Origin of the sequence: Psychrobacter sp. APC 3426 (assembly GCF_030408035.1) — a bacterium.
GTDB lineage: Bacteria > Pseudomonadota > Gammaproteobacteria > Pseudomonadales > Moraxellaceae > Psychrobacter.
In genome coordinates, this window is record NZ_JASDCF010000001.1 from 328,913 (window position 1) to 349,305 (window position 20,393).

The 20,393-nt window shown below is 43.0% G+C and carries 21 protein-coding genes; 14 read left to right on the top strand and 7 right to left on the bottom strand.

Annotated features, from left to right (window positions below; genetic code table 11):
• Window positions 1-101 precede the first annotated feature (101 nt).
• Both QL919_RS01465 and QL919_RS01470 read left to right on the top strand, forming a co-directional pair.
• Window positions 102-1,241: an alkene reductase gene (locus tag QL919_RS01465; protein ID WP_201575464.1), complete on the top strand. Its 1,140-nt coding sequence runs from the start codon at window positions 102-104 to the stop codon at window positions 1,239-1,241.
• Window positions 1,242-1,576: 335 nt separating this feature from the next.
• The gene (locus tag QL919_RS01470; protein WP_201575466.1) at window positions 1,577-1,798 is read left to right on the top strand and encodes a hypothetical protein; all 222 of its coding nucleotides are present in this window, start codon (window positions 1,577-1,579) and stop codon (window positions 1,796-1,798) included.
• A 136-nt stretch (window positions 1,799-1,934) separates the two neighbouring features.
• Here QL919_RS01470 and QL919_RS01475 read toward each other — a convergent pair whose 3' ends face one another.
• Complete coding sequence (locus QL919_RS01475) at window positions 1,935-2,216, bottom strand: DUF503 domain-containing protein (protein ID WP_011514283.1); 282 nt, start codon at window positions 2,214-2,216, stop codon at window positions 1,935-1,937.
• Between the two features lie 163 nt (window positions 2,217-2,379).
• Between QL919_RS01475 and QL919_RS01480 the strand changes: the two genes are divergently transcribed.
• From QL919_RS01480 to gorA, 3 genes are all read left to right on the top strand, one after another.
• Window positions 2,380-3,195: a threonine/serine exporter family protein gene (locus QL919_RS01480; RefSeq protein WP_290187973.1), complete on the top strand. Its 816-nt coding sequence runs from the start codon at window positions 2,380-2,382 to the stop codon at window positions 3,193-3,195.
• A 1-nt stretch (window position 3,196) separates the two neighbouring features.
• Window positions 3,197-3,649, top strand: coding sequence for a threonine/serine exporter family protein (locus tag QL919_RS01485; RefSeq protein WP_068037441.1), 453 nt, complete (start codon window positions 3,197-3,199; stop codon window positions 3,647-3,649).
• A 201-nt stretch (window positions 3,650-3,850) separates the two neighbouring features.
• On the top strand, window positions 3,851-5,206 hold the full coding sequence (gene gorA / locus QL919_RS01490) for a glutathione-disulfide reductase (protein WP_173238861.1): 1,356 nt from the start codon (window positions 3,851-3,853) through the stop codon (window positions 5,204-5,206).
• Window positions 5,207-5,330: 124 nt separating this feature from the next.
• Here gorA and QL919_RS01495 read toward each other — a convergent pair whose 3' ends face one another.
• A complete protein-coding gene (locus QL919_RS01495; protein WP_173238860.1) occupies window positions 5,331-6,413 on the bottom strand; it encodes a hypothetical protein in 1,083 nt (360 codons plus the stop codon).
• 143 nt (window positions 6,414-6,556) lie between these two features.
• Window positions 6,557-6,925 carry a hypothetical protein gene (locus QL919_RS01500; protein WP_173238859.1) on the bottom strand — a complete coding sequence of 123 codons (369 nt, stop codon included), beginning with the start codon at window positions 6,923-6,925 and terminating at the stop codon, window positions 6,557-6,559.
• Between the two features lie 427 nt (window positions 6,926-7,352).
• Here QL919_RS01500 and QL919_RS01505 point away from each other — a divergent pair, with 427 nt between their 5' ends.
• Window positions 7,353-7,514 carry a hypothetical protein gene (locus tag QL919_RS01505; RefSeq protein WP_227674769.1) on the top strand — a complete coding sequence of 54 codons (162 nt, stop codon included), beginning with the start codon at window positions 7,353-7,355 and terminating at the stop codon, window positions 7,512-7,514.
• 29 nt (window positions 7,515-7,543) lie between these two features.
• On the opposite strand, the gene QL919_RS01510 is transcribed toward QL919_RS01505, so the two are convergent.
• Window positions 7,544-8,185, bottom strand: coding sequence for a GNAT family N-acetyltransferase (locus QL919_RS01510; protein WP_290187822.1), 642 nt, complete (start codon window positions 8,183-8,185; stop codon window positions 7,544-7,546).
• 108 nt (window positions 8,186-8,293) lie between these two features.
• On the bottom strand, window positions 8,294-9,931 hold the full coding sequence (locus QL919_RS01515; RefSeq protein ID WP_290187823.1) for an FAD-dependent oxidoreductase: 1,638 nt from the start codon (window positions 9,929-9,931) through the stop codon (window positions 8,294-8,296).
• A 378-nt stretch (window positions 9,932-10,309) separates the two neighbouring features.
• On the opposite strand from QL919_RS01515, the gene QL919_RS01520 reads away from it, so the two are divergent.
• A complete protein-coding gene (locus QL919_RS01520; RefSeq protein ID WP_290187824.1) occupies window positions 10,310-11,542 on the top strand; it encodes a tRNA pseudouridine(13) synthase TruD in 1,233 nt (410 codons plus the stop codon).
• 130 nt (window positions 11,543-11,672) lie between these two features.
• Here the strand turns inward: QL919_RS01520 and QL919_RS01525 are convergent, their stop codons facing one another.
• Window positions 11,673-13,130: a GGDEF domain-containing protein gene (locus QL919_RS01525; protein WP_290187825.1), complete on the bottom strand. Its 1,458-nt coding sequence runs from the start codon at window positions 13,128-13,130 to the stop codon at window positions 11,673-11,675.
• A gap of 337 nt (window positions 13,131-13,467) precedes the next feature.
• Window positions 13,468-14,349, bottom strand: a complete 882-nt coding sequence (locus QL919_RS01530; protein ID WP_290187826.1) for a PHP domain-containing protein — start codon at window positions 14,347-14,349, stop codon at window positions 13,468-13,470.
• Window positions 14,350-14,592: 243 nt separating this feature from the next.
• Here QL919_RS01530 and ispZ point away from each other — a divergent pair, with 243 nt between their 5' ends.
• The 7 genes from ispZ to QL919_RS01565 all read left to right on the top strand — a co-directional run bounded on the left by ispZ (window position 14,593) and on the right by QL919_RS01565 (window position 20,389).
• On the top strand, window positions 14,593-15,144 hold the full coding sequence (gene ispZ / locus QL919_RS01535; RefSeq protein ID WP_290187827.1) for a septation protein IspZ: 552 nt from the start codon (window positions 14,593-14,595) through the stop codon (window positions 15,142-15,144).
• 224 nt (window positions 15,145-15,368) lie between these two features.
• A complete protein-coding gene (locus tag QL919_RS01540) occupies window positions 15,369-15,698 on the top strand; it encodes a YciI family protein (RefSeq protein ID WP_290187828.1) in 330 nt (109 codons plus the stop codon).
• Window positions 15,699-15,769: 71 nt separating this feature from the next.
• On the top strand, window positions 15,770-16,144 hold the full coding sequence (locus QL919_RS01545; RefSeq protein ID WP_290187829.1) for a hypothetical protein: 375 nt from the start codon (window positions 15,770-15,772) through the stop codon (window positions 16,142-16,144).
• A gap of 123 nt (window positions 16,145-16,267) precedes the next feature.
• Entirely contained in the window at window positions 16,268-18,301 is a 2,034-nt protein-coding gene (gene mnmC, locus QL919_RS01550) for an FAD-dependent 5-carboxymethylaminomethyl-2-thiouridine(34) oxidoreductase MnmC (RefSeq protein ID WP_290187830.1), read from the top strand.
• A 169-nt stretch (window positions 18,302-18,470) separates the two neighbouring features.
• On the top strand, window positions 18,471-19,172 hold the full coding sequence (locus tag QL919_RS01555; protein WP_290187831.1) for an IS1 family transposase: 702 nt from the start codon (window positions 18,471-18,473) through the stop codon (window positions 19,170-19,172).
• Between the two features lie 54 nt (window positions 19,173-19,226).
• Window positions 19,227-19,652, top strand: coding sequence for a secondary thiamine-phosphate synthase enzyme YjbQ (locus QL919_RS01560; RefSeq protein WP_290187832.1), 426 nt, complete (start codon window positions 19,227-19,229; stop codon window positions 19,650-19,652).
• A gap of 83 nt (window positions 19,653-19,735) precedes the next feature.
• A complete protein-coding gene (locus QL919_RS01565) occupies window positions 19,736-20,389 on the top strand; it encodes a hypothetical protein (RefSeq protein ID WP_290187833.1) in 654 nt (217 codons plus the stop codon).
• Window positions 20,390-20,393: the final 4 nt, after the last annotated feature.

A 20,393-nucleotide genomic window follows, 5' to 3' on the forward strand; every position in this document is an offset into this window, starting at 1 on the left:
ACTTTATGATTACTCATATTACTTAAGTGATCAATCAAACCTTAAAACAACGGATAAATTTCAAGTAATAAGCCTATCCGTTTGCTATAAAAGAGAATGTTATGAAACAAACTATTCCTAATACCAGTGCACTGTTTTCGCCTGTAAAACTTGGGCCTTATACGCTTAAAAATCGTATTGTGATGCCACCATTGACTCGCTCTCGTAGCACGCAACCTGGCAATATTCCTAATGATTTAATGGCAAGTTATTATGCCCAGCGTGCTTCTGCAGGCTTTATGGTGACGGAGGGGACACAGATCGAACCCAGAGGCCAAGGTTATGCATGGACGCCAGGTATTCATACGCAAGCACAAATTGAAGGCTGGAAAAAAATCACGCAAGCGGTACATGCCAAGGGCGGTATTATTTTTGCTCAGCTATGGCACGTTGGTCGTGTGTCTCATACTAGCTTACAACCCAACCAAAATCAGCCTGTAGCGCCCTCTGCTATTACTGCTGATAATGTCAAAGTATTCATTGAAACAGGTCCAGGCGAAGGTGCTTTAGCTGATCCAAGTGAGCCGCGGGCACTGAGCACAGAAGAGGTGAGCGAGTTGATAACGATGTACGCTCAAGCCGCTCGCAACGCCTTAGAAGCAGGTTTTGATGGGGTAGAGCTGCACTGTGCCAATGGTTATTTAGTGAATCAGTTTATCTCTGAGCATAGCAATAAACGTGATGACCAGTATGGTGGCTCGCTAGCGAATCGTTTGCGGTTCCTAAAAGAAGTGGTTGCTGCTGTGAGTGATGTGGTCGGTGCTGATCGTTTAGGCGTCCGTTTTGCGCCTTTGTTTGCTAGTACCGGTGAGGATCGTGTGTACTTAGGGCTGGTAGAATCAGATCCTCATCATACTTATATTGAAGCGGTTAAAGTACTTGAGAAAGCGGGCATCGCTTATTTGTCCATTGCAGAAGCTGATTGGGATAGTGCACCTGATTTACCAGAGCCCTTTTATCAAGCGGTTAGAGCTGAGTTTTCAGGACGTATTATTTATGCGGGAAAATACACTGTAGAGAAATCGCTCAATATGTTATCTAAAGGTTATGGTGATTTATTTGCTTTTGGTCGTCCTTTTATTGCTAATCCTGATTTACCAGAGCGCATAGCTCATCATTGGCCGCTCAATGAGGTAGATCCAGCCACAATGTATGGTGGCACGGAAATAGGCTATAGTGATTACCCTTATTACCAAAAATAGCTAGTGAAATAGACCATTCGTGGTCTTATTTTTTGTTCTTAAATCTAATATAGTCAGTTCGAAATAAAATCGATACGTTTGTCGTCACGTGCGACTGGTATAAATTTTCCTTGCTTGCTGCTATCACAGAGGCTACGAAAAACTCATCCCAGTTGCACTGCATCGGTTTTAAGGTGAACCTACTATACTTTCTTATAAAAACAATCGAAGGTTATATAGATAAGCTTATAGAAAGCTTTGACGGTTCTCATAATTTGATAGCTGGTAAATAATGAAGCTACTATTAAGGTTTTTTATAACTTGTAGATTATTTATTTATCAATTGGTAAAAATTAATGAATAAGAATATTAAAGACAGACTTATACGCATATTAGTAGGATATGTAGGCCTTTATCCGACTCTTTTGATCGTGTTAACGTTATTAAAGCCTGTGACTCATGACTTAAGTCTTCCAGTGGTGGTATTAATCGAAACGATCATACTCGTTCCGTTAACACAAATGGTTTCATTCCCATTGTCAGGCTGGCTCATTGAGCGCCTAAGAGGAGAAAAGTAGCTTGTAGGTTACATTGACTTAGGTAGAAGCGGTATCAAGACAATAGGAACGCTATTGGTTATTCATTACCGCTCTAGTGGGCAACCAAGATATGAGCGGAAAGCGGGATTGGCTCCCAGTAATAAAAGCGCTCTAACTAAATAAACTCCCTCTCAACATTCATCACCCTTGCATCTACCGTACGCTCTATTTTCTCCTCTATCTGACTACACTGCGACTCGACCTCACGTTTAGACAGCCCGACGATCACAAACGTCCATTCGCTGGCATCATGTCGATCACGCTCACCGCTTTCACATACCGCGACACTTGGCGTATTGCCAAATCGTGCATGCAAACCGCCCATGCGTTGGCGTTTTTCTTTGAGTGAACTACATCCGGGTAGCGCGAAAGTCAGTGTTAAGATAGCGATATGCATTTTATTCTCCTTGCGACAGTGGTTTACGCTTTATAATAGTAGCAAATAAGCACGGCAAGTTATGCTATCGTTACCTTGCCGTATCGATACCTCATAACGACTCACACTGTTTATACTAATACCATTCATAAAAATCACAATAGCCAACATGCGTACTCGCCCAATGACCTCTATCAGCTACGTACAGCAACAGCGCATTACTCGATTATGCGTGCGCTGCGGATTACTCCTTATGCAATATGGTGCTGAGTCTGCTGTGGTGGTGGACTTGTCTAAACGTTTGGGATTCGCTTTGGGAATGAGTAGCGTAGAATGTTCGCTTAATTTTAATGCTATTACCTTGACCACTATCTGTAATGAACGCTGTATCACCACCACTCGAGACACGATTAATCAAAGCATCAATGTCAACTTATTGGTACAAATCCAGCAAATTATCAATAAAACCGAAGCCGATACAAATAGCGACAAGCTAGATAACAATAAACTAAAATCTGAGCTGACTGACCGCACCACCCTTGCGTTTGATGAGTTAGATAAAACGGTTTATCCAACGTGGCTGGTGGGCATATTTGTTGGTGCATCTTGTGCCGCGTTTGCCAATCTTAATGGTGGCAGTTGGTCGATTACCGCTGTGACATTTATCGCTGGCATGGTAGCAATGTTTACCCGCATATATTTGGCAAAGCACCATTTCAATCCCTTTATCACCGTCATCGTGACGGCATTTATCGCCTCTTTGATTGGGGCGACGACTTACTATTTTGATATTGGTAATAATGCAGATATTGCCGTTGCCTCTAGCGTGCTGTTATTGGTGCCAAGCTTTCCTTTGATCAACTCTTTCTCAGACATCTTAAAAGGCTATGTCAATATCGGCATTGGACGTGCCGTTTTTACTTATATGTTGACCTTATCAGCGTGCGTTGGCATCGTGATGGCGCTGGTATTACTGCAAATACAGCACTGGGGGTTTTGACATGTGGTTCATTGAAACCGTGGTGCTGTCGTGTATCATCACCCTTGGTTGGACACTCATGTTCAGCGTCCCCAAACGTTATATTCTGCCGTGTTTGCTGATGACCGCGTTTGGGTTCGGACTAAAAACAGCGCTTGTCTATCAGCACATCCATCTCGTGGTTGCTAGCTTTTTTGGGGCGATGCTTGCCAGCTTTTTAGGCGTGTATTTTTCTAAAAAATATACCTTACCGCCCAAAGCGTTAATCTCGCCAAGCGTCATCTGTATGATGCCCGGTATCGCTGCTTATAAGGCGATGGTCAGTATGGTACAGATTGGCTATTTTGGCTTTTCCGACGAATTATTTAGCCAAATGATGGTGTATTTGTTTGAGGCCTTATTTGTGACTTCAGGATTGGTGCTAGGCTTATCCATTCCTGGGCTGTTATTTTATAGACGGCGCGCTATTGTTTAGATGGGCTTATAAGGTGTGAGGCTATTTTTGCCTAAATATTTTTATAGCGTGGTGCTAGCTGGCACATCTTCATAAGCAAAACCTTGTAAGATTCATTATCATACCCATTACAATAGAGTTAAAAATAACAGAATTAAAAAATAATAGACTGCAAAATTGTACCAATACGCATCAATACGTACTAAATAAAGAGACTTAACTATGACCAAACATTATGACTATATTTCCATTGGTGGCGGTAGCGGTGGCATTGCTTCAATCAACCGAGCGGCAAGCTATGGTAAAAAATGCGCCATCATCGAAGCGGAGCAATTAGGCGGCACCTGCGTAAACTGGGGCTGCGTGCCCAAAAAGGTGATGTGGTACGGCGCACAAGTGGCCGAAGCTATCGAAAAGTATGCGCCAGACTATGGTTTTGACGTTGAGTTAAAAGGCTTTGACTTTCAAAAGCTGGTCAATAGTCGTCAACAATATATCCAAAACATTCATCGCTCTTATGATAATAATTTGGCAAAGAACGGCGTTGAAGTGATAAAAGGCTTTGCCAAATTCGTCGATACCAATACGGTCGAGGTCAATGGCGAACATATCACCGCTGACCATATTTTGATCGCGACGGGTGGTCATCCTATCTTCCCTGATATCAAAGGCGCGGAACACGGTATTGATTCTGATGGGTTTTTTAGATTAAATCATTTGCCAAAACGCGTGGCTATCGTCGGGGCAGGATATATCGCGGTTGAAATCGCTGGCGTGCTCAACAGTCTGGGCGCTGAGGTACATCTGTATGTGCGTCAACATTCGCCGCTACGCTCGTTTGACCATACTATCGTAGAAGCGTTATTGATAGAGATGGAGCAAGATGGTATTCAATTGCATACTGAAACGACGCTGACGGAAGTCAATAAAAACGACGATGGCAGTTTAGAACTCTTTACCAAAGATGGTGCGCTTGATACCGTTGATTGTTTGATTTGGGCGATTGGTCGTGCGCCTTCCACTGATACCATTAACTTAGATGTTACAGGCGTGGAAACGACTGATAATGGCAAAATCAAAGTCGATAAATTTCAAAATACCAATGTCGATGGTATTTATGCGGTCGGTGATATTATCGAAAACAGTATTGATTTGACACCCGTCGCTATCGCTGCAGGTCGCCGTCTATCAGAGCGTTTGTTTAATGATAAGACAGACGAGCATTTGGTTTATGACTTGGTACCAACGGTTATCTTTACTCACCCTGCTATCGGCACTATTGGCTTGTCTGAGATTGATGCCGTTGAGCAGTATGGTAAAGACAATATTAAATGCTATAAATCAAGCTTTACCTCGATGTATAGCGCGGTGACTCAGCATCGCCAAAAATGCGTGATGAAGCTCGTTTGCTTGGGCGATGATGAAAAAGTCATCGGTTTGCATGGCATAGGTTTTGGCGTCGATGAGATGATTCAAGGCTTTGCGGTAGCGATAAAAATGGGCGCGACGAAAGCGGACTTTGATAATACGGTTGCCATTCATCCAACTGGCTCGGAAGAGTTTGTGACGATGCGTTAATGTCGCGTTGATATATGCGTTAGTTTTATAGGGTGTGTAAGTAGAGAGGCTATTCTTGAGAGAGTAGCCTTTTTTGCTGGGTTTGAGGACTATCTCTCACTTTAACGAATTATTTTAATACTCTTTATCTCACCCTTACATTTTTGAAATGAGTAACTTCATCCAAATTGCCTTGCACACTATTAGGTTGCGACTTTAACAGCACTGTCTGGTTAGGTAGCTTTACCGTGATGCCTTGGTTATTGATTTTATAGAGCACAGGTCTGTTGGTGAAGCTCAGTGTCTTCGTTGTTTTATCATAGTCAAACTGTCCTTCATAAAGCAGCTCAATTCTGTCTTCTTTATTTGCAAAAGCATAATATAATTGCTCGCTGCCATCTTTATACTGACTATCAATCACCAGTTTTTTGCCATTATCTACAATAAGGGTATAAATATAAGGTAGTGTGCCCGCTGCATTCTGATCATCATATTGCGGTAGCATTTCATAATTCTCGACCTTCATTTTGCCATTGACCCTTTTGCTTTCAGTAATAGATAGCAGGCTTCTTGAGTTATATTCTTCCTCAATAATACGCACCGCTACTGGCTTATTATTGATGACCTTAAACTCTTTAAACTGATGCCATGCTGCGCCACTCTTAGTCATCGTGTTTAAGGTTTTACTGTCTTTATCTATGCCAAAAAATCCGCAATAGCCTTGCGCTAGTTCAGTAAAACCTTCGCTAAGCACGAACCTGCTCCCTTGCTTGAGATAAACCTGATAAGAAGGCCCGCCGTAACAGCCGTAGCGACCATCTTGCAGTGCCAAGTCTTTTTTATTATCAAAATTAAAGTCATCGTATATGAGTACGCTATGTTCGCCATAATGCCTATTGGCAATATTAGCGCTAACCTTGTTGCCTAGTTGGTACGCTTCACTATTGCTCAGCTCATACTCTATATCAATATCAGTTGGCTGGCTGATAAGGGTTTGCTTGGTTTTGGCATCTATAATATTTATACTAGTGTTTTCTTCACTATCCTCATCGGCGCTAGTCTGAATAACCGCATAGTAATCGTCAGAAAAATCCTGAATCTGATAGTGCTGATTTGAGGTTTGAGCCAAAGCTGGCAATGTTGACATAAAAACAAGCGCACCGGTCATTATCGTCGTTGCTCTGAATCCTCTTTTAAACAAGCCTTTAGATAGAATATTGCTAGTCATCGGATAATCCTTATTCGCTTATTTTTTATTATCATAGGTCTTATAGAACAATATAAACCACTCATCAGCTATTGTTAAGTACAAAAAAAGGCGCTACTTAAGCACCCTGTTTATATCATTACTTTTAACAGCTTTATAAACCGCTATTGAGTCAATACCCAAGTGCCATTAACATCATTAACTTTAAAGGTACCACTATCGGTACGGCTTTTACCACCAATCGTTTGCGTGACGTCAGCAGTGCACAAATAAGTGTTGTCACCTTCGGTAGTATCACAGCTTACATTTTCTACTTTTTCAAGCGTTGGCATCATCCCTTCCATCATGCCGCTCATGGCTTTTGCCATCTCATCATTGCCCGCATTTGCCACAGCATCATCCATCATACTGTTGGCCTTATCATACTGAGCTTGGATAAGTGCCTCTACATCGCTTTCAGAAGGACCACTAGAGCAAGCCGCGAATAATGGCGTGAGAAGTAGTATCAGCGCGAGTTTTTTTAGGTTTTTCATATCGTTCTCAATGTATCTATAATGTTACTTAATTATACAGAGTCCTTTCTACAAACCCAACTTAATTTTAGAAAATAAAGTCAATTTTATTCGTAAGTGGTTTTTATAGTCAAAATATCCTAGGGCGTGTCTTCAATTCAATCGATAGTCATCTAAATGGGCTAAAAATGCGACGCTATTGCTGATATTGATTTCTTGTAGCCTCTGTCTGTACAGGCACAGCAAGCAAGAAAAATTGATATGAGCAGTGCACGATTTATCGATATTACTGTTCACTCATTATACATTTCGATAAGATGAAAAGATTAAAGTATGCCGCATACAGACAGTCCATTATCGATGCTGTTATGATGATAGTATCAATAATAGTTGCGAGATGGCTGTGTGGCAAATCTACCTTTATATATTACCCATAGGCTTAGGGATTATGACATTAGCAGCAAGCTTATTATGCCTGTTTGCTTACTTAATGTCTGATGACAATGCCACACGCTTGCCCGCTTTTAATTGGTTTAAGCGCTTAATTGTCGTGGCATTTATCTTGCTTAGTATTGGGCTGTTTATGACCTTTGGGCATTTTTGGGGTTAGCTCAAGTTTGAGATGGATAAAATCAACCTTTATGCATTAACGACTTTCTCTAATTCTAATAACTCTAAATCTTGACGTTTTGGTTCACCATTATTACCATCATCTGGAAACGGCATCTTATTGCCATTCAACTGATAACCACGGCGCTGATAATAAGCCAATAGCTCTGGTCGATGGCTCAAAATAGACATAGTAAGACGGGTTGGTTGGTCGTTACTTTTTAAATGTCTTTCAGCGAAAGTTTCGGCGGCTTGTAATATCACATTACCAACGCCCTGCCCCTGCAGCTCTGGATGTACCGCAAACATACCGATATAAGCTTTGTTTTTATCAATGCTCGTATTTTGGTCGTCTTTATTTACATCACTATCAACTTTTATATCGACCGCGATACAACCCAACAGCTCACCGGTTTCATCTCCACCGCGTTCGCCTGTGGTCGTTTTTGGATAAATGAACAGATAGTGTTTTGGATTGGCAATGGTGCTTGCCAGCTCAGCTTGAGTGATACGAACACCACCGACTAAATCCGCTTCATTGGTCCAGCCCTCCGTCTCTCGGTAGCAACGGTTTAGTAACTGTTCGAGTGCGTCAATATCATCCGCTTCTGCTTGGCGTAAAAATACGGACTCTCTATTCAAGTGATTTTTATTTATCTGTTCTTTATTCATGAAACTGGTTGTCCTTTTCCGTCTATTTAGTATAAAAGGCTATATGATAAAAGGCTGACCTAAATTAATAGATCAGCCTTTATAGTAAACCTTATAACCCTCTAAATGCTAGCGTGATAATGCTTGCGCTTGGTCAATGAGATTAAATCCTGCATTAATTTGTGCGCGCGTTGGCGCATGACCACGGCGCAGCAGCTCAGAAAAGGCGACCAGCTCTTTATCACGCCCTAACGTGCTAGCAGCACTCGCACGCGTATCTTCCCCATCGTCATCAAAGTAATATTCAATATAATCTAGCGTATCTGGCGAGCCAAACAAAATGTTGTTATCTGGCGTAGCAGCGTGGCCGCTATAGCGTAGGCTTTTGCCATATTGTGCCGTCCAAAAGAAAGGGATACGTTCCTCTAGCGAGTTGACATTGTCTTGATTTAAGATAGCTGCTGCCGTCACGATGCCATGTTGCAGAGCCACCCGCCAGTGCTCAATACGCATACGTCCCATTTGGTTGGTCGCTTTGGCAATATCACCCAGCGCATAGACGCCATCACGCAGTTTTAGATGCTCATCCACTTGCACGCCATCTGGAGCGTTCACCTCATTTAAAATCTCGGTACGTGGTGCGACACCTGTACCTAAAATGACCACATCTGCTGCAATCGTACTGCCATCTGACAGTTTTACACCGCTGACTTTACTACCTTCTCCATTGATTTCATCAACACCAGCACCGAATGCGAACTTCACCCCTTTTTCTTCGTGGAGTTTGATGAGCGCATTACTCACCGTTTTAGAGACGATATTGCTCATGACGCGGCGGCTGCGCCCAATAACGGTGACAGATGCTGCTTTCCCCGCCTCCATTAAAGCAGACGCCACTTCCATGCCGATAAAGCCCGTACCTACAATGACGACATGCTTGTTATCGCTGGCCGCTTTGATGTTTTTGGCATCATCCATGCTGCGTAGCGTATAGACGCCGTCCAAATCAGCACCTTTAAAAGGTGGTACCTTAGGTTCAGCACCTGTCGCTACCACGAGGAAGTCCGCTGTTTGCTGCTCACTATTGCCACTCTCGTCTTTCATCACGATGGTGCGTTCATTGGGTAATACTTCGCTGACGGTTTGGTTTAAGCGTAGCTCGATATTATTTTTACTGGCCCACTCGCTGCCGCCAAGCATCAGATATTTCTCTTCCATTTTTCCTGCCAAAAATGCTTTCGACAATAGAGGACGGTTATAAGGGGCTTTATCATCTTTACTAATCAAGGTAATCTTGCCGCCATAGCCCGTACGACGCAACTGATTGGCCGTCATAAAACCTGAACCGCCACCACCAACGATAATAGTATGGGTATCAGTCAGCTTGTCGTTTTCGACGCGTTCATCTATCTTCGCTGAAGTATTGACGGTCAAGCTGTCGCCCTCATCTATCAGCTCATATTGAGTCAATCCACGCATAGCAACTGGCTCTAATAGCGTGCCATCGCGGCTGTCAAAACTGCCATGATGCCATGGGCAGACCACTCGATTACCACAGCGCATACCATCACCTAGATCTGCACCAACATGAGGACATTTGCCATCAAAGGCAAAAAACTCGTCCTCATCACGGGTAATTAAAATGATACTATCGTCATCTTGTTTATATGACTTCATACCGCCACTTGGAATGTCAGATTTATTGATCGTTACTAGGTTTTTGGCAGCGATTTTGTTATTGGCTTGGTTATTATTAACTTGGCTCATAGGTCATCCTTAACAGTTATAATTACTTCCTGAATAAAACGTGTTTGAGATAGTCGATATACTTTAATGAATACAGGTTTAATGCGGACTACCAAGCGTTACTGGGATGAATTTTACCAAGCCTCTGTCGGCGTAGGCACAGCAAGCGAGAAAAACTTGTACCAGTCACGCATAATAATGTTATGTAACCATTTTATTTAGTATCAAATATACATTTAAAAAAGCAGATTCATTGATAGTAGCAAGCCCAGTTAGCGTACGCTGTTTATTTGTATGTTCGCTGCGTTGCAAAACGTAACTTCCTAACCTTTACTAGCCTTTAACGAATAGCTCTACTTTTTCAATTTAAAACTTATAACCAAAATACAAGACGACTTTATGAATTCTCAAGATCAAGATAATCAGAACGAAATGACAGCTACATCTACCTCTGAACCTGACTTAAACAGTCAGTCATCTAATAATGAACAGTTTGATATCACCAGTTTTGATCTCGAGGCAGCGACGGAGACTGCCCAATTACCGCAGCCGACTTTGCCACCTATCAAACAAGCGACTTACAAATCCCATAACACAGATTTTGTCGTCAATGAGATATTGCCGCTCGACTTTACTGGCGAAGGCGAGCATCTCTGGCTACATATAGAGAAGTCAGGGGTGAATACTGCCTATTTGGCGAAACTGCTATCAGAGTGGGCAGAGATTCCCTTACGTGATGTCGGTTATTCAGGACTCAAAGACCGTCATGCGCTGACGACGCAGTGGTTTAGCCTACGAATACCAAAAAAGCAATTGCCAGAGTCTGAGTTTTCACCAGTAGATATCAGCGACAACGAGTCTGTCACCATCCTTGCTCAGCATTGGCACAATAAAAAGCTTAATCGCGGTACACATAGGGCCAATCAATTTATTATCACCTTGCGAGATATTGAATTGGAAAATGACGATAAATCGTCTGTAGAACAGCATTTGCAAAATATCAGCACAACTGGCGTACCCAATTACTTTGGTCCGCAGCGTTTTGGATGGAATGGTAATAATATTCGAGAAGCCTTGGCATTGTTTGCGCGTCCAACGCCAGAGAGCCGACCGCAGCCAAAGAAGAGTAAACGCAAACGTACGCCGCGAGAGCAAAACTCTATGGAATTATCCGCCGCGCGTAGCTTAATATTCAATGAGATATTGGCTGCACGGGTACGGGATGGTAGTTGGAATACAGGGCTGACAGGTGAAGTATTTAACTTAGACGGTTCAGGCTCGATATTTACCAGTGAAGCAATAGACGACACTTTACGTGCGCGAGTTGCTAGCGGTGATATTCATCCGACTGGCGTGTTATGGGGCATGGCTAATGACAAAGTCAGCAGTGTAGCAGCTCAGCTTGAAGACGATGTGGTACAGAATAGTGATTTACTAACACAGCTGGCAATAGGATTAGAGAAGCGCGATGTGAAAGCACAACGACGAGCGCTGAGACTACCAATTGAAGAGATGAGCTGGGAGTGGCAACATAATGATGAGCAAATGTTGGTATTAAACTTTACATTGACGACTGGCAGCTTTGCGACCAGTGTCTTGGCAAGTGTGGTTCAGCAGTTAAGTACCTTATAGCTAGGTGCAGTTCATTACATATATAGCAGCTATCAAGTTTTACATATTAAGTGCTGTAGATTAAGTGGCACATATTGAGTAGATTGGTTTAAGTGCCTGAGTTTAAGCGCCTTAGTTTAAGTATTAGGGTTTAGGTACCATATAGAGGTGCAACACCACTATCTGCTACGTCGAGCATTTCGTTGGCACTTACTACTCTGTCACGACCGCGGTTCTTGGCTTCATATAAGGCCTTGTCTGCAGTACTTATTAAGCGTTGGCAAATATCGCTCGGCAGCTGCGCTTTTGATATCTGTCTAGCCACTTGCTTACTGGCGGGTAATTTAGCAGCTTGCCTGACTGATAATTTTGGCTGACTCTCTTTTTGTACCAAAGCATCATAATCCTCTTTGATACAGATGCGCTTATCATGAGTCAACGTATAAAGCCCCAAGCTGGCAGTAACATTAAAACTGACTTCATCATCGACACATATAACGTGTTCAGCGATGCTTTTGCGCAACTGTTCGGCGACAACCATGCCATGCTCATGCTTGGTATCTGGCAATACAATCAAAAACTCTTCACCGCCATAACGACTCACAATCGCCTCCTCAGTCAACGACTGTAAAAGCGTCTGTGCCACCTCCGTCAAAACCTGATCGCCTACTTCATGACCATAATTATCATTGATGTCTTTAAACCAATCCAAATCCAACAAAATCACACTAAAGTCCTCACCATCACGCACTCGTGCTAAGGCTTGCTGCATCTGCGTTAGACCGTAACGGCGATTTTTGAGCTGAGTGAGCTCATCTTGATTGGCATGCTTTAATATCTCTTTTTTGCTGTCATCCAATATCAACAGCAAAGTACGGAACATATAAACGATAAATATTGCTTTGGGTAATGCTAAAAGCACATGGGTTGAGCGCCAAAAAAACGTCGATGAGCGTTGCAACTCGCTGATGCTCGCCCAGTTTAAGGTATCATTTTTGAACACTGAGGCGGCAACAGTATTTTCAATCGCCATTAACTCATTGTAGGTTAAATAGCTGTGAGTATCTAAAAGAGGATAAATCACCGTCAGCTGGCGCAAGCTAGGCAAATGGATACCAAAATAAGGTGAAATGATGGCCAATAAAATCAAAAGTATTTGCAGTAAAAACACCCGCCAAGCGTAGCGACGCTTGATTAGCACCATACATAGCATCGTGCCACCAACCAGCGATACCCCAGCAAACAAGCTGCTGTATCCTACCATCACGATAACCACAGCAATGTAGACAGTGTAAGGCAGCACTAAAAGAATCTGCCATTTGTCTAAGGCTTTATCACTATCAATGGTGGTGTAAAACAAGTATTTGAAGATACCCCAAAAAAACAACCCTGCCAGCGTTATGCCGAACCACAATGGATACAAAAGAGACAAGTTCACATAAGGATTGAGCGCATCTTGTTGCCACCAAACAAACAAACACCACAACCAGTGTAAAAAAACCTCCATAACAATAAACAAGGCAAGCAGCGACGTTCTATCCGCTGCTTGCCATTCAAAAATTGCTTGGGACAATCGTTTGTAGCCTAGATGAGATATCGATACAGACATAATTGGGCTACCGCGAGAAATTTAAGTACACTAGATGTCGCACCAACAGTTTGGCGTAATGCTAGGGCGTGTCCTCATTTTAGGTAGTCTTCGATTGAATTGAGGACACACCCTAGTATAAAAAAGCTAAAATATGAAAAAGTGCATCATTAGCCCTTAGCCATATATGCTTTTAAGCAACTCTTTAAGTGTGTCAATATTTCTCTAAGTTTTCAATCTGTTTTACCTGTTTATAGGGTAATACCTCATACTAAAGTGTAACCAGATTAGCCTTAGTAAACTCCATACTCTATATGACTAAACTATATCTCAAGTGATTAGATTAATTCAGTTCAGTTCAGTTCAGTTCAGAAAAAGATTGCCAAACCCCTTGCTGCTCAGCATTTAATGTTGGCACATCACCCAAGCGCCGCCATGGCATATTACTACCATGAAAGTCACTACCTATCGAGGTGACTAGATTGTGCTCAGCGATACTGCGATCCACCATTCTACGAGTGCTAATCGGCTCACTGTTCGCCGGTAGCTCACAGGCATCGCCGCCAAGCTGAGCAAACTCTTCAATCAATTTACGTACCCGTGTTGCTGATAGCTGATAACGCGTAGGATGTGCTAATACAGCCTTGCCTCCACACGCATGTATCAGCTCAATACCGTCAGCCATGCTCAGCGCATCAATCGCCACATAAGCAGGCTTATTATCTGCCAAATATTTATCAAAAGCCTTTTGTACCGTTTTAACGTCACCGCGTTCAAACAATACCTGCCCAATATGCGCACGCCCAACGGCTTGTGGGTTGCCACCGGCTTTACCAAGTACGGCTTGCCACAGCTCATCATAATCGATACTTAATAACTCACTAAGCTTCTCAGTGATTTTCTGACCGCGAGTGGCGCGACTGTCCTGTAATTGTTGTAGCGTTGCATGCATTTTGTCGCGGTCAGTAAAATCAAGTCCAAGTACATGAATAATCTTATTGGTTGATTTGTTTTTGCCATAGCCGCCGCTAAGCGTATGCTCACAGCTTATCTCAACGCCATTAATCAGTTGCATATCGCAAGCAGTGGCAGCTGCACGTGCCTCATCAATCCCTGCCAGCGTGTCATGATCAGTCAGCGCCAATACATTGACGCCGGCCGCATGGGCGCGCTGTACCACTTCCGTTGGTGCATAAGTACCATCGGAGCACGTACTGTGACAATGTAAATCGAATTTCATAAGTAAGCCTTAGCATTAAAAAATAAAAATTGAAAAGATAAAAGTATAGAAGGTAAATAATAAACCTAAGAGATGACCTAGCAAAAAGCCATTATATTTGGCAGCAACAATATTTATGGGTCATAATAATGAGGTATTGCCACGCAGGCCAGTGATATAGCATGATTATCGTGTTGATTGCTTTTTTTTGCCGCAGTAGACGTGTAAACTATCCCATACGTTTTGTTGGACAGCCGATTTGCTATGAAAGCCCTATTAGACTTTATTCCTTTAATTGCCTTTTTTATTGCTGCTCGTTACAGTGGCATTTTGGCGGCCGCTGGCGCGTTGCTCATCGCCACGATTATTGTGTATGCGATTCACTTTATTCGTCAAAAAGGCAAATTTGATAAGCAGCAATGGGTCGTCTTGCTATTAACCATCCTATTCTGCGGTGGTACTTTATTATTGCGTGATGACATCTATCTGCGCTGGAAATCTCCGATTATCAACGGTATTTTTGCCTTGACGCTTTTGGTCAGTGCCGCCATTAATAAACCATTAATGCAACTGGCAATGAAAGATGTCTTTTCGCTCACCATGAGTGGTTGGAAAAAACTCACCATTGCATGGGCACTGTTTTTCGCCTTTATGGGCATATTGCATTATATCACAGCGTTCACGATGTCAGATGAAGCATGGATTAACTTTAAAACTTACGGCTGGATTCCTATTATGTTGGTGTTCGTCGTTGCGCAGTTTGCCGTCTTAAAAAAGCATCTCAATCCAGCGCTAACGGATAAAACGGTTAAATAACACTTACCAAAGAGTGCTTATCAAACCCTATTGATTGATAGCACTTAGCGCTTTAAGCACTGATAAATGCCACCTATGATTTTATTATAAATTTACTGATGTGGTTAAATGCCAATAGTGGCAATAATTAATCACTATTGGCTACTCGATATTGATTAAACCTATTATTTATTATTCTCATTTCAAATAAATTATCATTTTAATTTTCTTAACAAGGAAGTCTCATGTCCTTATTTGCCATTATTGGTCATGACGTGGCTAATAGCAGCGCGCAACGTCAGATTACCCGCGCTGAGCATGTCGAACGCCTGCAGTCATTAAGTCGTGAAAACCGACTAATCATCGCCGGTCCAACACCTATTGAGCATGGTAAAGATGCTATGTCAGGCAGCCTAATTATTGCTGATTTTGACTCTATTGAAGCGGCACAAGCATGGGCAAATGATGAGCCTTATCTGCGTGATGGTGTCTACAGTCACGTCGATATCAGACCTTTTATTCATACCTTGCCAAAAGCAGATGACAACCTCTCAAGTAAAGTAGCAAAGTCGTGAATCAGTACTTATCTTTGTTGAAAACTCGCTGCTATCAGCATAGTCTCGCTAGCGTACTTCTAGTCGCGGCTATGTCAGTGCATGCCGCACCAACGATTATTAATACTAATGATAGTATTAATCAGAATACCGTTACGACCGCACCACCTTTAACAGGGCAAGCGGCCAGTCAAGCAAACAACGCCAATTCGAGCTTGGATATCAGTAATACCTTGGCAGCACAACTGCAGCCGTCTAACAAGGCGTTATCTGATGCCAATCAAGAGCTATTGAGCCGTAATGCGCAGTTGCAGCGTCAAGTAAATAATCTACAAACTCAAGTCAATGTATTGGTTTATGAAAGCAAAGGTCAGCTATTTTTATATGGGGCATTTACGGTATTAATCAGTTTACTGGTCGGTATTTTTATATCTTGGCTCGTGTTTGTTCGCCGTGAACGTTGGTAGTGCCATCGTTTGTTATTGATAGCGCCTATTTAATGCTGCATATTTACGACGCCTGCTGATGTTCAAGCATCTTTAATCACTCAAGCGCTCTCATAAAATTTATCCTGCTCCTAAGAACTGCTCATGCCTACCACTCAAGTTAAAACTGCTGAACAACCAAACCTCATTACTCCTGCCAATATTGCCTGGCAAGTGGATGATACGGGCAATAAAGTACCTGTGTCTGGCGAGTTTGGTGATGTGTATTTCTCACATGCCGATGGTTTAGCAGAATCGCGTCACGTGTTTTTGGCACATAATCAGCTATCAGAACGACTGGCAAACCTTGCGCCAAAGCAATGCTTTACCATCGCTGAGTTGGGCTTGGGTACGGGGCTAAACCTCTTGGCGACTTGGCAATTATGGCGACAGCTGCGTGCCATCCATCCGCAATTGGCGACTGCGAAACTGCATTTTATTACTACTGAAAAATTCCCCATACCGCTTGCAGACCTCACACAGATACTCGCACTATGGGGACAGCGTGCTCCTGAGTTGGCAGAGCTCATTGATCTGTTTTTAGCTGCTTACCCGCCCCTTATCGCTGGCTGTCATCGTTTAAGCTTCTTTGATGATAGTTTGACCGTTGATATATGGCTGGGCGATGCTACTGATAGCCTCGCCAAACTGGCACTAGACACCTCCATCAAGCCCGTGCCCTACGTTGATGCTTGGTTTTTAGATGGCTTTGCCCCTTCTTGTAACAGCACCTTATGGGCGGAGAGTATCTTTGCGCAAATACAGCGCTTGTCATGTCCCAATACCACCGCAGCCACCTATAGCTGTGCTGGTATCGTCAAACGCGCGCTACAAGGCTGCGGCTTTCAGATTAAAAAAGTAAAAGGCTTTGGCCGTAAGCGTGAAATGCTAACGGCCATCATGACTGAGCCTGACTATTCAGAGAACATTGAGAGTGAGCATAATAGCCATAACTCTGACCTCTCCCATAGCATTGTCATTGGTGCTGGCATCTCAGGACTGATGATGGCGTGGACGCTTGCCAATCGTGGTATTCATGTCACTTTGCTAGACAAGTCAGCACCGTTGGCGGGTGCATCAGGTAACCCTCGCGCGCTACTCGCGCCCAAGATGACACCCATCCATCATGTTGATGAGCATTTGCATACCATTGGCTATCTCTATAGCAGCAGGCTATATCAAAAGCTTAATGACAGAGCTGCACAGAAACATACAGCGCCAGTACTTGAACCAACAGGCGCTCTTGACCTACTTATAAAGGCTAACATTGGCACAGAGCAAATCGCTGATTATCCTGATGAGATGGCAACCACCTTATCGCTTGAGCAAGCACAAGATATCAGCGACTTAAAAGCCCAAGACTTATCAGAGAATTTGTATTTGCCACAATCCGGCTTGGTCAATCCGCAAGCATTAAAAGATACCGTATTGACGCATCCGCTTATCCACTTTCAACAATTAAACGTTGATGATATTAGTGAAGCAGAAGAAGGTGTTTATATAAAAGGCAGTAATCAGGATAACCATCTACTGACTATTAGCGCTGATAATGTGGTAATTTGCGCCGCTTATGAGAGCCATGAGCTGCATAAGCGTATTTTTGATTGTCGCAAAATCCGTGGTCAGCTCTCTTGGTTTACGCCCAGCGCCGAACAATTCACAAAATTACCTAAAATACCGCTTAAGTACAGTGGCTATTGCGCTATTTTTATCGCTCAAGCTGGTGATAATGATTTGAATAATGTGGTAGAAGGCGGACGACATTTATTACTGGGCGCCAGTTTTGTACGCAACGATACAGACACAGGCATCCGTCCTGAAGAGCATCAGATTAGCCGTGACAAGCTCGTCACTGCTATTCCTGAGTTGCAGTCAGTTATTCCAACAGATAGCAGCTTATGGCAAGGTCGTGCGGGCATTCGTACTCAAACGCCTGATTACCATCCAATCGTTGGACCACTTGCAGACAGTAAGCGGGTTTGGGTGATGAGTGCGATGGGCGCTAAAGGCTATGCGATTGCGCCGATATGTGCTGAAGCATTGGCAGATATGATGCTAGGCTCGTTTGCCCCATTATCATCGGCGATGCTTGCGCGACTATCGCCTAATCGCACACGCTTACAGACGCCACTTACTTGAAACTTTGAGGTGGATTTTTGTCTGTCCTAAGGCTTAACTTTCAACACTTTCAACGCTCATGACTATCTTGTAGTATGAGCTTTATAAGTTGATTTGGTGGTGTATCAAAAAGTATGCTGGAGTAATAAAGGGAGGGTGACAGTCAAAGCAAGATGATATATTTGAGGTTATGAAGACACAAATACAGATCAATTGCCCCGACTGTCACAGTCCCAGTTTTTCGATACATGGCATAAAAAGCTATGGCAAGCAGAACTACCAATGCAAGGACTGCAAACGCCAATTTATTGGCGATCATGCGGTAACCTATAACGGCTGTCACTCTAGAATAGAAGATCTCATACGACTGATGACTGTCCGAGGTTGTGGTGTTAGAGACACAGCCGTTATAGCCAAGGTTAGCATTGGTAAAGTACTTGGCACCATAGGCTCATCTGTTTATAAGATCGCGCCTAAGAAGCGATATTATGAACGCTTAGAGGTTGATGAGTTCTGGACTTACGTGTATCGCAAGAAGCGTAAAGTCTGGCTCATCTACGCTTATGACCGTGCTACTAATGAGATTGTCGCTTATGTCTGGGGCAAACGTGACCTAAAAACGGCTAAGAAGTTAAGAGCACGTTTAAAGCAGCTTACAGTCAGCTATGGCTCGATTAGCATGGACAACTGGGACAGTTTTATAACCGCCTTTAAAAGTGATAACAAACGAATTGGCAAACAGCATACGGTAGGCATTGAAGGCAATAACTGCCGTCTTAGACACCGATTAAGACGATCGATTAGAAAGACTTGTTGCTTCTCAAAAAAGCTTGATAATCACTTTAAAGTATTCGATCTGGTGTTCTTTTATGTCAATTATGGCTACGTCTGATGCCAGCATACTTTTTAGAACACCACCGTTGATTTTAATAACGAGACAGATTCCATGCCTTATCATCAAGCCATTCCTACCTTACCTGCCTATGGTCGCGGCATTCATATCATCACGCCATTGATTGAAGATGCCATCGAGGCGCTAATACCGCATTCATCTGAGGCAGGTCTGGTGCATCTGTTTTTACAGCATACCTCAGCCAGTCTCGCTATCAATGAGAATGCCGATCCAGATGTCAGATTAGATACTGAAGACTGGCTCAATAAAATTGCACCAGCCGACCTACCAGAGTATCGTCATACGCTAGAAGGCTCAGACGACCTGCCAGCCCATTTTAAAAGCATCATGCTTGGAGTCAGCTTAACGGTTCCACTTATCAATGGCGCATTGGGGCTTGGTATGTGGCAAGGTATTTATTTATGTGAGCATAGGAATCATATCAGTCAGCGCAAGTTGGTTATAACGGTTAATACTTAATAATAAATAATCATCAGTGGTAGATTATTTATTATTAAGTATTAACCTTACATCAAGCCCACCTAATGGACAGCAAAATCATTATGAATACTTCAGTATCAAAACTGCCTAAAGTCAAAAGACAAAAGCGCTACTCTCAAAACTCTCAAATAGTTGCTGCTGCTTTTGTTAGCTTATTGCTGCTGACAGCGTGCGAAAAATCACCTGATGCTGAAACGACTAACGATACGCAGACTGACACGGAAATTCAAACCACACCCGTGACGACCAATATCAATGTCGATACACCAGCCATTGATAATGAAAGTATTAATGATGACCCTGTGCAAACAACGGAAAATCCAGAGCGCGATATCAGTTTAACTCAGCTAGAGAATGACCTTGAAGGTACTGCTGTCACTGCAAACGATACACCTTCTGCGCCAAACCCTGAACAGGCAATCAAAGGTGCTCAAATTACCGATGTACGCTATAAAAGCGCGGCTGGCAACTCTCTTTCTGTTGTTTTTGAGACTTCGGCAGCAGGCGTACTCAATGCTATCGTCACCTTACCTAACAAGCCAAAAATCACACTAAGTGCACCAGAAGGCCAAGGCAATAATCCAACTTACCGCTCTACAGACGGTAGCATCCAGTTAGTCAGCCATGCAGGTGGTGGCAGTATTGACCTTATTCAAAACAATAAAGTCACTAGCTTCGATGCGGTCAGGGCTGAAGCAGAAGTCATCACTGAGTAATTCA